This is a genomic window from Pseudomonadota bacterium (assembly GCA_039033415.1).
Taxonomy (GTDB): Bacteria; Pseudomonadota; Gammaproteobacteria; order Xanthomonadales; family SZUA-38; genus JANQOZ01.
Genome location: JBCCCR010000056.1, coordinates 1 through 13,971, shown reverse-complemented (window position 1 = coordinate 13,971; position 13,971 = coordinate 1). Strand labels below are relative to the sequence as shown.

The window sequence follows — 13,971 nt, the reverse complement described above, 5'->3', positions numbered from 1 at the left end:
CCGTTGGGCGTGAGTGAAATCCGCCGGTCCGCAACGGGTCCGGGGTGACCCTGGGAGACCGCCACCCCGGCGGCACCGGCGTAGTGCCGGGCGATCACGCGATAGACGATGGCGAGGACCTGTCTGAGCTTGGCCGGGCGCCGCAGCTCGGGCAGAAGCCGGGAAAAGAACTTGCAGAAAATGTTGGCACCGGAGGTTGTATTGAACATGGGCTTGCGAAAAACGGCGACCGGCAACGGAGAAACCTGTGGATGGGTCACGGTGCGTTTTCTCCCGCTCTCAAAGGTAAGCGTTCCCGAGCTTTTGGCCGATATTTCCGAGCGCTGATGCCGCTGGCAAATTTGTCACATAACTGACACGGGGATGGCATAGGTTCCGAGGAAAAAGGAGACGAGCGCATTGACCACATTCCGCTACCGTTTGCCCACCGTCATCGCTAGCCTGCTCGCCGGTTCGGCCTTCGCCCACGACAGCAGACATTCCGAGCTGGAAGAGATCATCGTCTACGGACGGGCCGCCAGTCAGATCGGTAACGCGTGGTCCGCGTCCGAAGGCCTGGTGGGCTATGACGACATGCGTCTTACACCGCTGTTGCGGGTGGGCGAACTGTCGGAGGTGGCGCCTGGCGTGGTGGCTACCCAGCACTCGGGCACCGGAAAAGCCAATCAGTTTTTCCTGCGCGGCTTCAACCTCGACCACGGCACCGATTTTTCCGCCCACCTGGACGGAATTCCGCTCAACATGCGAACCCACGGGCACGGACAGGGTTACCTCGATCTCAACTTCATCATTTCCGAACTCGTGGCCACCACGCGCTATCGGAAAGGCCCTTACGACGCAGAGGTCGGCGACTTTTCGACCGCGGGGAGCATCGAGTTCAGCATCTATGACCGGCTGCCCGAGTCGGTTGTCCAGCTCACCTACGGCGAGAATGACTACGTTCGCACGCTGTTTGCCGGAAGCACCGACTGGGCTGGAGGAACGATCACCGGCGCCCTCGACTACACCGGCTATGACGGCCCCTGGGAGCTGCCGGAAGACCTCGATCAGAAGAAGCTTTACGCGGCCTACACCCAGGAAAATGGCGGCCTCAAAACCCGCTATACCGCCAGCTTCTACGACAGCGGCTGGACCTCCACAGACCAGATCCCCGAGCGGGCGGTCGCTTCCGGGCTCATCAGCCGCGTTGGCAATCTCGACCCCTCCCTGGGCGGGGATACCCGCCGCATTGCCCTGACCGTCTCCTGGGAGAGCGACACCTGGGAGGCGGGCGTCTACGCGGTGGACTACGACTTCACCCTGTTCAGCAACTTCACCTACTTCCTGGGCGAACCGGACCGCGGTGACGAGTTTGAGCAACGCGACAGTCGCCGCATGTACGGTGGACACTTCCATCGGGATCAACCGGAGTGGCGATTTGCCGGTCGCAGGGCCGCCTGGCGCTGGGGCGCAGATTTCCGCTATGACAACATCGGCGAGCTTGGGCTCTACCAGACCCAGGATCGGGCGCGGTTCAACACGCTGCGGTCCGATGCGGTGGAAGAAGCGTCTCTGAGCGCCTTTGTGGAAGCGGACGTCTGGCTGACGGAAAAACTGCGCGGCAGCCTCGGTGTGCGCGGCGAATACTTCGACTGGGATGTGTCGGCCGGCATTGCCGAAAACAGCGGCAGCGACAGCGAAACGCTGGTGACGCCCAAGCTGCGGCTGGCCTACCGCGTGACGGACAGCGTCGAAGCCTACGCAAGCTACGGCCGGGGTATGCATTCCAATGACGTGCGCGGCACCGTCATCCGGGTTGATCCCGCCACCGGCGATCCCGCCGACACGGTACCGGCGCTGGTTGCCTCCCGCGGCGCCGAGCTGGGGCTGCGCTATGAGCGCGGGGAAACGGCCAATTTCTCTATCGTTGCGTTCTGGGTCGAACTGGATTCGGAGCTCGTGTTTGTCGGCGACGCGGGCGCCACGGAACCCAACGCCGGTAGCAAACGTACCGGCATCGAGGCCACGGCCTTCTGGCGCGTGCAGCCCTGGCTGGCACTGAACACCAGCTACACCTATACAGACAGCCGGTTTGACGACGTTCCGGCGGACGAGCGGCGGATCCCGGGAGCGCTGGAGGAAACGTTCACGCTGGGGGCCGACGCACAGTGGGACAACGGCTGGTCCGGCAACATCCGGCTGCGGCATCTGGGCGAAGCGCCGCTGGTGGAGGACGCCTCCGTGTTTGCCGACACCTCCACTCTGGTCAACGCGAGCATCGCCTACCGCCGCGGCAAAATGGAGTACCGCCTGGACGGGTTTAACCTGCTCGACTCCGAAGACGCGGACATCGTCTACTTTTACGAGTCGCGACTCCCCGGCGAACCGGTGGGCGGTGTGGCGGACCGGCACTTTCATCCGCTGGAGCCCCGCACAACGCGATTCACCGTCACCTGGCGCTGGTAGCAACCGACAACCTGAGCCCGCTGCCACACGCTGCTGCCCGCCGTTTCGCGGGTCATGCAGGCGACACAAATCCGTCATCTGGCTGTCATCGTGTCCCAGCATACTACCGAATGGGCGGGCGCCACCTCGCCAGCGGCCGTAGGTCGCTCGTACTCGGACTGAAGGAACACTGTGCCCCGGCAATTTGCGCTCTATGTGCTCATGACGCTGTCCGGCTTCGCCGGCGTGGGCTACGAAGTGGTCTGGAGTCGCATGCTGACCACCGCCCTGGGCCACGAAATTGTTGCCGTCCTGGCGGTGCTGGCCGCATTTTTTGCGGGTCTGGCCTTGGGAGCCTGGACCTTTGGGGGTAGGATCCGCCGAAGCGATCACCCGACCCGCTGGTATGCTGGGCTGGAAGCTGCCATTGGACTTTGGGCCCTTGCGCTCCTGGCGCTGTTACCGCTCGTGAACGAGCTGGTTCCGGTTTTGATCAGCACCGAAGCCGGCTCCGGGCGACAGTGGACCGTGGCTTTTCTGGCGACCTTTCTGCTGCTGCTGCCGGCAACCGCCGCCATGGGCGCAACGCTTCCGGCGGGTGAACGAATCCTCGCCGCTGACGATCCCAACCGGCGGGTCATCGGCGGACTGTACGCGGCAAACACGCTGGGCGCCGTGCTCGGCGTGCTGGCAACCACCTTCGTTCTCTTCCCGGCCGTTGGCCTAAGCCGGGCGATCACCGTCCTGGCGATCGCCAATCTGATCTGTGCCCTGGTTGCCCTGGGCATCGTTTATCGCCCGGCGGTCGAAACTACTGCCACCCTCGAAGATCCCCGCTGGTCTCGACCACGGCTCATCGTGGCCCTCTTTATCACGGGCCTGCTGGGCCTCGGTTACGAAGTAGTCGCCCTTCGCGCCCTGTCTCAGGTGCTGGAAAACACCATCTTTACTTTCGCCAACGTGCTGGCGGTTTACCTCCTGGGCACCGCCCTGGGAGCGGCGCTTTATCAGAAGGTGCAGCACAACAACCCACCCCGGCACCTCAACCGGCTGCTCCCGGGGCTGGCAGCATGCGTGGTCCTAGGCTGTCTGCTCCTGAGCCAGCTGACGCCGATCAATCAGGCGCTGCTGTCCCGGCTCGGTTCCGGGTTGGCGCCCGCGGTGGCTGGCGAAATGCTGATTGCCGGGGCCGTCTTCCTGCCTCCCACACTCCTGATGGGCGCCACGTTCACCCACCTCGCGTCTGCGGCAAAGCCGGTGTTCGGACTGGGCCGGGCGCTGGCGCTCAACACCCTCGGCGCCGCCCTGGCGCCGTTGGTCTTCGGGCTGCTCATCCTGCCGGCGCTGGGTTCGCTTGCCGCGCTGCTGGTCATTGTTGCTGGCTACCTGCTGCTGGTACCGAGCTGGCCGCGGGAAACGGTCGCCGCCGGGCTGACGACAGCGGCAGCGGCGCTGGCGCTTTTCCTGTCACCGCTGAACCTTCGAGCCCTGACCGTGCCGGACGGTGGTGAGCTGCTGGCCTATCGCGACGGCGTGATGGCGTCGGTGGCGGTGGTTTCCGACGCGTCCGGCGGTCGACACCTGAAGCTGAATAACCACTACACCATGGGCGGCACCGCAACCCAGTTTGCTGACCGGCGCCAGGCTCATCTGCCTTTGCTGTTGCACGCCGAGCCTGCCGACGTCCTGCTTCTTGGCATCGGCACCGGGGCTACCATGAAGGCGACTCTGCCCCACCCGGATCTGTCCGTGACGGCGGTAGAACTGGTGCCGGAAATGTGGGATTTGCTTGACTATTTCGGCCTTTCCGCCGAACACCTGCGGAAACTTGGCAACTACCGCCTGCTGACGGCCGACGCGCGGCGTTTTGTTCGCGCTACCAAAGACCAGTTTGACGTGATCATCGCGGATATCTTCCATCCCTCCCGGGACGGTGCGGCGGCCCTTTACACGCGGGAACACTTTGCTGCGGTGCGGGACCGACTGCGCCGGGGTGGGCTGTTCTGCCAGTGGCTGCCGGTGTATCAGCTGGATCTGGAAACGCTTGCGATTATCGCCGCGTCCTTTACCGAGGTATTTCCTGACAGCCACGTCACGCTTGCCCATTTCAGCCTCGGCCAGCCGGTGCTGGGTCTGCTCGGATATCTGGAACCACCGGCGTACCCGGAGGGTTACCTGCGGCAGCGCATCACGGACCGGGCGCTGGCGGAGGAACTGATGGCGATGCGCCTCACCTCCGACTATGAACTTTTTGGCGGGGTCCTGGGCACGGCGCCGTCCCTCGCCCGGATCCTGGGGGATGAGGTTGCGGTGAACACGGACGACCATCCGCTGGTGGCGTTTACCGCACCGAATTTTGTTTACGGGGATCCCGAGCCGCCGGGTGCCCGCCTTCTTGCCCTTACCGGACAGCTTAAACCCACACCGCACGAATGGGTGGCGGCGACGGCAAGCGAAGATTTTCGCCAGCGGCTTGTCGACTACTGGCGGGCCCGGGACGCCTACCTCGCGGCAGGCGTCGGGGTAGCGCCCACGAACGACCTTGACGTACTGCTGGCTCAGGTGGCAACACCGCTGCTTCGGGTGGTGCAGACCAGCAAAGACTTTATGCCGGCCTATCGGCCGCTCCTGGTAATGGCCCGCGACCTGCACTCGGGCAATCCACGGGCGTCCCGCTCGCTGCTGCTGGCGCTGGAACAAGCGAGTCCCCGCCCGGAAGCGCGGCAGCTCCGAATTAAGCTCTTCGCCGAGGAAAACTGATCGTGATTGAACCGCAGGAAAATGAGTCGCTGATCTCGCTGTTTCCCACGCCGCTGCTGCTGGTGCGCCAGCCAGTTTCGGGAAAGCTGCGAGAAGACCTCAAGGCGATGGCGCTGGATTCACTAAAGCGCACCAACAGCAGCAATGAGCTGCTCTCTCACACGAAGACCATGGACCCGTCGTCCAACCCGCTTTTCGCGGAGGTTGCCCGGCTTGCAACGCCGTCGCTGGTCCGTTTTGGGGAACTGCTGTTTGGGCAGCAGCTTCAGTGGCAGGTTAAGGAGGCTTGGCTAAACGTGCTCCACAAGGGCGGCTCCCAGTATATGCACTCTCACGCGAACAGCTTCGCTTCCGCGGTGATCTTCCTGACGCCGCACCATGAGTCGTCAAGGACCGTCTTTCTGCGCCCCGCCGGGGGTGCCGCTTTTGTGTTTAAAAACGAAGGCCCGGATATACAGATGAACCCCTACAATGCCGACCGCTGGGTGATGCCCAAGGTAGAACCGGGCGACATGGTAATCTATCCGAGCTACCTGATTCACGGCGTACCGCCGAATCAGGGAGACCAGCGGATGACGCTGGCGCTGAACGCAACGCCGGACCACCTCAACAGTCACGGCTATCAGGTCCGCTTCTCGGACGCTTGATCGCAAGCAAGGCGAGGGGGCTGTAGCAGCCCCCTTAATCGTTGTTTCCCACTCAGCGCACTGCGTCCGCGGCGGCGCACCGAGCCATCGGACCGGTGCTAGTCCTGCAGGTCGATAAAGATCGGGTTGGTGTACAACCAGATATCAGCCCAGGCCTCCACGTCAGCATTCAAAACGCCGTTGATATGGGGAGGACAGGCGGCGTCGCTGCAGGGAATGTTGTCGCTCAAAGCGTCAGACAAAGGATTGCCGTCCGCGTCCCGCTCGTTCGGCGTTCCCGGCGGGATGTTGCTGGCGCGGGCCCGCACGTAGCCATCGCTGGAAAAGGTGCTGGTCCAGGTCAGGGTGTACTCCTGATCGCCGGTCTGCTCTACCGAAAGGCTGGGGTTTTCCCAGCTGCTGACGATCCGGGTGGTTTCCGGAGCCAGCGGATTGAAGTACTCCGGATCAGCCGGCGTAAGCTGCGGACCAACCGCGCCCGCAATGATGTCCATATGGGCGACCTGCGGGTTATCCAGAGCCTGCGTGATACCGATCTGCGCCAGAGACGGATTCGGGAATCGGTAGGGGCTGTTGGATTTAGCTCCCGGATCTGTCACCACCAGCCGAACCGTCACCTGTCCGCCGCTCGCGCCAAGGCTCAGCGTTTCACCCATGCTCGCACATTGACCGCGAGCGCAGGCCTCAAAAGAGACGTCGGTAACCAGCTGCCCCTGCACCACATAGGTGTTGCCGCTGCGCAGCCCGTCTACGATGTCCTGTGCCGGATCCCGGTTGGGCCGGTCCACGACAAAGGTAAAGTTGTCCTGGTACTCGCCGGGCCAGAAGTCCAACGTGCTCTCAAAATCCAGTGGCCCGAAGCTACCGCGGTTATGCCAGTCAGAGCTGCCGAAGAACCAGAAGCGGCGGCCCTCGCTGAGCATCGCGTCCCACATGGTTCGGACTCCGGGCCGACACAGCGTCACCTTGGCGGGATCTTCCGTATCGCGGACCGCCTCAAGGTCTCCACCTGCCAGAAATCGGGCCGGATCGATCGACGTACCGTCGAAATCGCGGCCAGGGCGGGTGTTTTCGCCTCCGGCGTAGCAGCCGGTGCCACCGTAGGTATACAGGCCTGCCGTGGGCCGTCGGGGGCCGTAGGTGCCGCGGTCGAAGGCGGCCTGGTGACCAGGCTGGCTTTCGAAACCGAAATAGACGTTGGGGGCCGCCGTGTGGTAGTCGCGGAAATGCTCCACGTTGTAGCCTTCGTCATCATCCGGAATGAATGCGCCCTGTCGCTCGACGTGGGCGCCCACGGCAAAGCCGTCGTTCGGGAAGTTTTCTTCCATCCAGATTGCGGCAGCCACCGATTTGACGTGATCGCCGCCGTCATCAATGTTGATGCCGCCGTTCAGAGTCGAGTTGTAGTTGGCCACACCTTCGTTTGGCCGGCCCGCAAACAGGGACAACAGCGTATTGTTGCCAGCGGTGGTCAGCTCGCAGGTCCAGCCCTGCCCGCCGCCCTGGCTTGTGTCGTCCGAGTTGCGGCCAAAACAGTACTCGAATTGGGCGATGGCATCCGAGTTAGGCGTATCGCTGTACTGGCCGGTGGCGATCGAGTTGCTGCCGTGCTCGTGGCCGGGCACTACCCATTCCAGCCCGAGAAATGCCTCCTTCAACTCGTTGCCCGGGGCTTCCCGCTCCGTTACAAGAGTATCCAGCTGAAATTCCTGCAGGCTCTGCCAGCGCCACATGCGCTGCACCTCAGCGCCGTTGCTCTGGGTGGCGGTCACTAGGTCGCCCTTGATGAGATCAGAGCCGATGGTGTTTTGCCACAATCCCGGGCTGAACTCACTGGCGAAAGAAAAGTATAGAAAGTCGTCAATGGTGCAGTCGCGCTGGCCGGAGCCGCTATGACCTACTTGGATAAACCAGTCCAGGTAACTAAGAGATTCACGCGTCAGGGTTTTTACCGACGTAGAGCCGTCTGAGCAGGTGGTGTGGTTGTGGAAATCGCCGGACACATACTGGCCTTGGTTTAGGCCGGGCAGATCGAACACGCGCAGCTTCGATTCCTCGGCTGGTGCGGGTTTGTTTGCCGGCGATTCATCGCCGTCTGCCTGAGCGACAGACACGTTGATACCCGCCGCAATGGCCGACGCTACCGCGAGCGACAGCCCGGACCGAAGAGGTATGTTACGCATTATTAGCAGCTCCCTGAGATAAGGTTTTGATTGAAGGCCTACTATTTCTGTTGCGCAAGCATACGCCGCAAACATGACAATTCCGCTACCGGAATGTGACAAGGCCGGGTGAAAAAATCTGAAACACGGTTGTCATTTTTCCGTCATGCACTGGGCCTAGCCTGGCTGACCTGAAGTCGTACCTTCCTGGCCTTTGAATTGCCTATGCGTCAGCTACTGCGCGAGCCCCTTACCCATTTCCTTTTTCTCGGGTCGCTGATCTTTCTCGTCGACGGGTGGATTTCCCGGGGCGAGGATGATCCGCGCAAAATCGACGTCGATTCCCGGCAATATCGAGACCTGGTCGAAATTTTTCTTGAGGGCACTGGCCGTCAGCCGACCCCCCGGGAAGTGCAGGATCTCATCGTTCAGTGGAGTCAAAATGAGGTGCTGTACCGCGAGGCGCTCCTGCTCGGCCTCGACCAGGGCGACGAGATGATCCGGCAGCGGCTCATCCTCAAGATGAAAAACGTGCTGTTCAGCAACGTGATCACCCAGCCCCCCACCGACGAGGTGCTGCACGCGTGGTTCGAGCAGAACCGCGACGCCTACGACCGCCCGGCGCTGTACGACATGGAGCAATTTGCTGTGCCGCCGGAGACCAGCGCCAGCGAGCTGGCTCAGCGTCTCAACGAGACCGACGAAGTGCCCCCGCCGGAACTTCGCGTCCGCCGCTACGCACGCCGGCCCTCCGCGAACGTCGCTTCGCTGTTTGGCCCTGACCGGTCCGCCCATGTGCTCAACGCACCCCGGGGGAGCTGGCAGCCGGTGGAGACAGACCGGGGCTGGCATCTGATGCGCGTCACCGAGGTTTATGAGCAGGAGCCGGCCGACTTTGAGAAGGTTCGTTCGCAGGTGGCGGTGGACTGGGAGGACAATGCACGGAAGCAGGAGCTTGCCGCGGCCCTGGCCGCCATCGTGGAGCAGTACCAGATCTCGGTGGACGTCGACCTGACGGAGCCGGATGACGCGGACCCGGAATCTGAGCTCGTCGGCCTCTGACCGATGCCTACCCGCGAAAAAAAACAACGCTGGCTGCTGGGGATCCTGCTCGCGCTCTGTGGCGTCACCGAGCTGTGCGCTCACGAAACGCCCATCGCTCTCCTGCAGCTGCGGGAAACCCAGGCCGGATCGTTTCTCGAAGCCTGGACCTATTCCTCATCGGTGAACATGGAGGCCCCGACGCCGGTCTATCCAGACCACTGCAACTACCGGCCGCCGCGCGTGCACTGTGGCGAGACCGGACTGATCGGTCCACTCACCTTTGAAAAGCTGGGTCAGGACTATTCCGCAGCGGTGGTTCGCGTCCGTGGCCTCTCAGGCGCAACGCACAGCTATACCCTCACGGCGGCTCAACCGGTCATCAATCTCACCGCCTCCGGAATCCTGCCGTGGCGTCAAGTGGCCGGTTCCTATCTGCCGTTGGGTTTCGAACATATTCTGCTTGGTCTTGATCACCTGCTGTTCGTGCTCGGCCTGATGCTGCTGGTAGCCAGTCCCTGGATGCTGGTGAAGACCATTACCGCCTTCACCATCGCCCACAGCATCACGCTCGCGGCTGCCACACTGGGGTGGGTCGGCGTACCGGAGCGGGCGGTGAACGCAGCCATCGCTTTGAGCATCGTGTTTGTCGCGGTGGAGATCATCAAGCTGTGGCGTGGCCAGCCGGGCTTGAGCGCCCGATATCCCTGGGCCGTGGCCTTCGGCTTTGGGCTGCTGCATGGCTTTGGTTTTGCCGGCGCTCTAACCGACGTCGGTTTGCCGCCGGAGAACCTGCCGCTGGCGCTGTTGTTTTTCAACGTGGGTGTTGAGTTGGGGCAGCTCGCTTTCGTACTGCTGGTCCTGCTGCTGATGCGGGCCCACCAGCAGCTCCAGGCTGGCTTTTCCCAACGGGCCCAGGCCGTTGGCGTGTACGCCCTGGGCGCGGTCGCCAGCTTCTGGTTTATCGAACGCATGAATATGATGGTGCAGGCAGGATTATGAAACGCATTGGACAGACGGCTCGGGCTTCGAGGGCGGCTCTTTTACTCTTTGCGGCCCTTTGGCCCGCATTGTCTCTCGCCCATAGCGAAACCGGTGTGGGAGGCGGGCTGGCCGCTGGCCTGCACCACCCCGTGCTGGGTCTCGATCATCTGGTGGCCATGGTCGCTGTGGGTTTGTGGGGCGCACAGCTCGGCGCGCCCAGCATCTGGCTGCTCCCGGTTGTGTTTCCTGCCGTGATGGCCGCCGGCGCGCTGCTGGGGCTGCTGCAGATGCCGCTGCCGGGCGTGGAATACGGGATTGCGCTGTCGGCCTGTCTGCTGGGCCTGCTGGTGGCGATGAAGCTCAAAGCGCCGGTGGCGCTGGCCGGTGTGATCGTGGGAGTGTTTGCCATCTTCCACGGTCACGCTCACGGCACCGAGGTTCCGGAGGCGGCCAATCCCCTTGCCTACGGCGTCGGTTTCGTCGTCGCCACCGGGCTGCTCCACCTAGCCGGCATTCTGCTCGGCCTGCTGCTGAAATTGCCGGCCGGCGATTGGTTTGTTCGGGCTTGCGGAGCGGCCGTGGCCGCGGTGGGCGCGTTTTTTCTTTTCGGCAGCGCCTAGTGTGTCGCCTGGTCGCAAGGTCGGTGGCCGGCGGCCTGGCGCTGGGGATGTGCTTCCCCGCCTCAGCGCACCTGGTCTCAACCCGCTTTGGGGAACTCTACAGCGGCTTTCTGCATCCGCTGACCTCGATGCAGCACCTGGTGCCCTGGCTCGGTCTGGCGCTTTTGGGCGGCCTGCTTGGCGCCCGCGTGGCAAAATGGGTGCTGGCGGTATTTCCCGTCGCCGTGGTTGCTGGAGCCCTCGCGGCACCCGGCCTGGCCGCGGTGGAGCAACCGATGGCCGTCATCAACCTGGCGTCGATGATGATTCTTGGCCTCATCGCCGCCATCGCCCCATCCCTGCCCCGCTGGTCGTTTCTCACGCTGGGAGCCGTGCTGGGATTCAGCCATGGATTTGCCAACGCGAACCTGGGCCTTGCCGGGTACGCCCAGGGTCTGTATGCGCTGGGTGTCGGGCTCGCCTCCTACCTGCTGATCACGCTGGCGCTGGCTCTTTGTGACCTGCTGGTGGAACGCTACCGCTGGGGCCGAACCGCCGCCCGGGCCTGTGGCAGCTGGGTGCTGGCCATCGGACTGGTTTTCGCCGGCTTCACCCTGATCGGCGACGGCTTGCCGCTTTGAGGGCGCCCACTTCACTGCTTCTGACCGCCTTGCTCTGCGCCTGCGCCACCACGCCGACGGCGCAGGGTCCGAGCGAACAGGAGCTTGCCGCTTTTCTGCTTTACCCCATGTTTGACGTACTGGATTGCACCCAGCAGGGTTTCATCGAAGCCGCCGAGGTGGATGAGCACCTGGCATTTCTGTTCACCCCGCTCGACCGGGACCGCTCTATGGCGCTCACCCCAAACGAGTATGTGCTGGCAAAAACCCCGGAAGACCGCGTCCGGCAGGAGCTCATCTTTGCCCGGGCGGACAGCAACGGTGACCGCCGCCTCACCGTGGCTGAATATCGTTTGCGGCTGATCGACCTCATTGATGCCGCTGATGACAACGGCGACGGCGAGGTTACGCGGAGCGAACTGGCCTCGGGGAGCGCCGCCGGCCGCGGCGGCTAGAATTTTTCGGCGTCAGCGGACGAACGTGGCCGCCGCCGGACGGTAGGAATAGATGGTGATCAGCGCCTGGGCATCATTAAGCACGTCAATCAGCAACCCCTCCCCGTCCCGCTGCGGGCCACCAAACCAGGCGCCGCCGGCTGCGTCGATCGACACACCTTCCCGTTCGCAGTGACCCTCGGCCCGATTCGGCGCCACGCGCACCAGCTCGAATTCGCCGCTACCGTAGGCCGGGTTGTCCGATTCCCAGCGGTATACGGCCCGGTTACAGGCCAGCAGTTCCACGTTGACCCGGCCCCAGGGAATCCGCTGCACCGCGGTGGGGTCAAAATCAGCGCCGAAGGAGGCGCCGTCCGTCACCAGCATATCGGCGACCAGTGCGCCGGCGTTCAGCGTGGCCACACCCACCAGCCACAGCTGATCCGGCTGGCTCAAATCATCCGCGCTACCTTCCGGACCCACGAGCGCCAGGAATGTCGCGCCGGCAAGACCGCCCGCGTTTGCGCCCGTGACTTCACCCAGCTCAACACCGGCCGGCGAATAGCGTACCACCCGGCTGCTGTCTTCCGACGCCACCAGGATATTGCCCTCCAGGTCCAGCGCCAGACCGCTGGGGCGGCGCTGGAAAATGAGGGTCCGGATGAAGGTGCCATTGAAGTTAAAGGCTATTACCTGATTGCTGCCCCAGGAGCTGACCAGGATTCGCTGCCGGGCGTCGTTCCGTACCAGAACCCGAGGGCCTTCCAGGCCCACGCGGTTGGCGCCCACCCACTCCACCACCTGGCCGCTGCCCACCGACAAGGCCAGAACGTTGCCGGAATCAATCCCCGGAATCAGCAGCCGGCCGTCAGCGTTGAACGTTGCGCCTGCCTCAACGCCGCTGATGTGGTCCCCCAGGTTATAGCGCCGAACCTCCGCTCCAGTTTGAGGGTCCACGCGCACGATCACCGGCGATGAAAGCCACCGACATAAAGATCACCGTCCGGACCCAGCGCCAGCGCGGTGGGGCTTGAGATACCCAGGTCACGCATGTTGACCAGGACACCGATCGGCGCCAGGGATGCCCGATCAAACTGGAGAATCTGGCCACTTTTCTCGCTGGCGACGTACACCACGCGGCGACCTGCGCCGATGGCCTGAGCCCCGCCGATGCCACTAGTGTCGGCCAGCGTGCCGCGGAAATCTCCCGCGCAGTAGTCGAAAACGTGCACGTTGTTGGACGTGAACCCGCTGACCAGGAGCGTTTCGGCACAATCCTGGGCACGGCTGGCGGACGAAACTAACAGGCACAACGCGACGACCAGAACCGTCGGCGGCCCTCGGTAGGACGGGCTACGGAACATATCCGAAGCCTAGCGCAGCATCATTTCCGGGAGATGACGCGCGCCTCGTTCTGGTTCGGGGTGGCGGCGACGCAATTCAGGCTATGATGGCAAACATCTTTACCCGACCTGGGCCCGGGTCGAACGTGTGTGCAGATTGTTGATCATTGTCCTGGGATTTGCAGGCTGGCGGCTGGGGACGATGCCTTCGGCATTCATGTATCCGGGTACTGTGAGCTGGAAGACGCCGGATCAAACGGAGAATAGGGCGACCAATAGTCCTGTTTCGGTACCTATTTGCTTCGAAAGGTCCAGCCGAGGCGCTGCAGAATGCTGACGCAGCTGGCTTTGGCCCAGGCCGTCAGCCATTTTGCGGCGTTCGCAGTGCACTTGGGCGCACGGCTGGCTGGATTTCCGAATTCAGAACATTGTCGACCCGGCCGCACGCAGCATCGTCTTTTCCTTTGTGATGGTCGTCCCTGATCAGTCAAACAGGCCGGGCGGCCGGCTCTGATGGGTCTGGCGCTCGCCGAGATGGTTAAGGATCTGAGTGATGACGCCGGGGTCTTAGATCGAAGCGAACACCCTTATCGGTCCGTCGCAGGCTTGGCAGGTCGCGAGGTCAAGCTAGAACACACGCCGCAGGCACTGGGCCCAGGTCATAGAGCGCTGTGGGCGGGCGGGCTCATGGTTGTTGTCTGCGTTCGGCTCGGTGCCGGGGCGCCCGTCCCTGCCACGGCGTGCCGGGGTGATCTGTGCCCGCAGCCGGCTCGCGGCTGCGAACAGGCCGTGGTAGCGCGTCAGATTCACTCGCGGCCGAGCCACTAGCGCCGCAAGGGGGCAACGAGACCCATGGGGTCCGGAACGACATGGGTGGTGCCGTCCCGATACGGCGTCTTGAGCGCATATCGAATGTTGCCGTTGGGCGTGAGTGAAATCCGCCGGTCCGCAACGGGT

At 63.3% G+C, this 13,971-nt stretch carries 12 protein-coding genes; 8 read left to right on the top strand and 4 right to left on the bottom strand.

All coding sequences use genetic code 11. The features are described 5' to 3' along the window. The coding region (locus AAF358_26385; GenBank protein MEM7709104.1) for a hypothetical protein at positions 1 to 260 on the bottom strand (260 nt) is incomplete at its 3' end. A 139-nt stretch (positions 261 to 399) separates the two neighbouring features. Here AAF358_26385 and AAF358_26380 point away from each other — a divergent pair. The 3 genes from AAF358_26380 (at position 400) to AAF358_26370 (ending at position 5,831) form a co-directional block, all read left to right on the top strand. Beyond that, the gene (locus AAF358_26380) at positions 400 to 2,445 is read left to right on the top strand and encodes a TonB-dependent receptor (protein ID MEM7709103.1); all 2,046 of its coding nucleotides are present in this window, start codon (positions 400 to 402) and stop codon (positions 2,443 to 2,445) included. Positions 2,446 to 2,616: 171 nt separating this feature from the next. After that, positions 2,617 to 5,184 carry a fused MFS/spermidine synthase gene (locus AAF358_26375; protein MEM7709102.1) on the top strand — a complete coding sequence of 856 codons (2,568 nt, stop codon included), beginning with the start codon at positions 2,617 to 2,619 and terminating at the stop codon, positions 5,182 to 5,184. Positions 5,185 to 5,186: 2 nt separating this feature from the next. Next, positions 5,187 to 5,831, top strand: a complete 645-nt coding sequence (locus AAF358_26370; GenBank protein ID MEM7709101.1) for a putative 2OG-Fe(II) oxygenase — start codon at positions 5,187 to 5,189, stop codon at positions 5,829 to 5,831. Between the two features lie 98 nt (positions 5,832 to 5,929). Here the strand turns inward: AAF358_26370 and AAF358_26365 are convergent, their stop codons facing one another. Continuing rightward, positions 5,930 to 8,014 (bottom strand): hypothetical protein, encoded by a 2,085-nt coding sequence (locus tag AAF358_26365; protein ID MEM7709100.1) that lies wholly within the window; start codon positions 8,012 to 8,014, stop codon positions 5,930 to 5,932. A 204-nt stretch (positions 8,015 to 8,218) separates the two neighbouring features. Between AAF358_26365 and AAF358_26360 the strand changes: the two genes are divergently transcribed. The 5 genes from AAF358_26360 to AAF358_26340 are packed head-to-tail and all read left to right on the top strand — an operon-like array spanning position 8,219 to position 11,692. Beyond that, entirely contained in the window at positions 8,219 to 9,055 is an 837-nt protein-coding gene (locus AAF358_26360) for a peptidylprolyl isomerase (protein ID MEM7709099.1), read from the top strand. A gap of 3 nt (positions 9,056 to 9,058) precedes the next feature. Next, a complete protein-coding gene (locus AAF358_26355) occupies positions 9,059 to 10,036 on the top strand; it encodes a HupE/UreJ family protein (GenBank protein ID MEM7709098.1) in 978 nt (325 codons plus the stop codon). After that, positions 10,033 to 10,638, top strand: a complete 606-nt coding sequence (locus AAF358_26350) for a HupE/UreJ family protein (protein MEM7709097.1) — start codon at positions 10,033 to 10,035, stop codon at positions 10,636 to 10,638. Before AAF358_26355 ends, AAF358_26350 begins: the two co-directional genes overlap by 4 nt. Continuing rightward, positions 10,638 to 11,258, top strand: coding sequence for a HupE/UreJ family protein (locus tag AAF358_26345; GenBank protein ID MEM7709096.1), 621 nt, complete (start codon positions 10,638 to 10,640; stop codon positions 11,256 to 11,258). The genes AAF358_26350 and AAF358_26345 overlap by 1 nt, the downstream gene beginning before the upstream one ends. After that, entirely contained in the window at positions 11,255 to 11,692 is a 438-nt protein-coding gene (locus AAF358_26340) for a hypothetical protein (GenBank protein MEM7709095.1), read from the top strand. The genes AAF358_26345 and AAF358_26340 overlap by 4 nt, the downstream gene beginning before the upstream one ends. A gap of 12 nt (positions 11,693 to 11,704) precedes the next feature. Here the strand turns inward: AAF358_26340 and AAF358_26335 are convergent, their stop codons facing one another. Beyond that, positions 11,705 to 12,628 (bottom strand): hypothetical protein, encoded by a 924-nt coding sequence (locus AAF358_26335; protein MEM7709094.1) that lies wholly within the window; start codon positions 12,626 to 12,628, stop codon positions 11,705 to 11,707. 8 nt (positions 12,629 to 12,636) lie between these two features. Further along, positions 12,637 to 13,035: a hypothetical protein gene (locus AAF358_26330; GenBank protein ID MEM7709093.1), complete on the bottom strand. Its 399-nt coding sequence runs from the start codon at positions 13,033 to 13,035 to the stop codon at positions 12,637 to 12,639. Between the last annotated feature and the right edge of the window lie 936 nt (positions 13,036 to 13,971).

Bases quoted from the DNA above. Each gene is read 5' to 3' on its own strand.
- AAF358_26360 (MEM7709099.1), top strand. From the start codon at position 8,219: ATGCGTCAGCTACTGCGCGAGCCCCTTACCCATTTCCTTTTTCTCGGG.
- AAF358_26350 (MEM7709097.1), top strand. From the start codon at position 10,033: ATGAAACGCATTGGACAGACGGCTCGGGCTTCGAGGGCGGCTCTTTTA.
- AAF358_26330 (MEM7709093.1), bottom strand. From the start codon at position 13,035: ATGTTCCGTAGCCCGTCCTACCGAGGGCCGCCGACGGTTCTGGTCGTC.
- AAF358_26365 (MEM7709100.1), bottom strand. From the start codon at position 8,014: ATGCGTAACATACCTCTTCGGTCCGGGCTGTCGCTCGCGGTAGCGTCG.
- AAF358_26355 (MEM7709098.1), top strand. From the start codon at position 9,059: ATGCCTACCCGCGAAAAAAAACAACGCTGGCTGCTGGGGATCCTGCTC.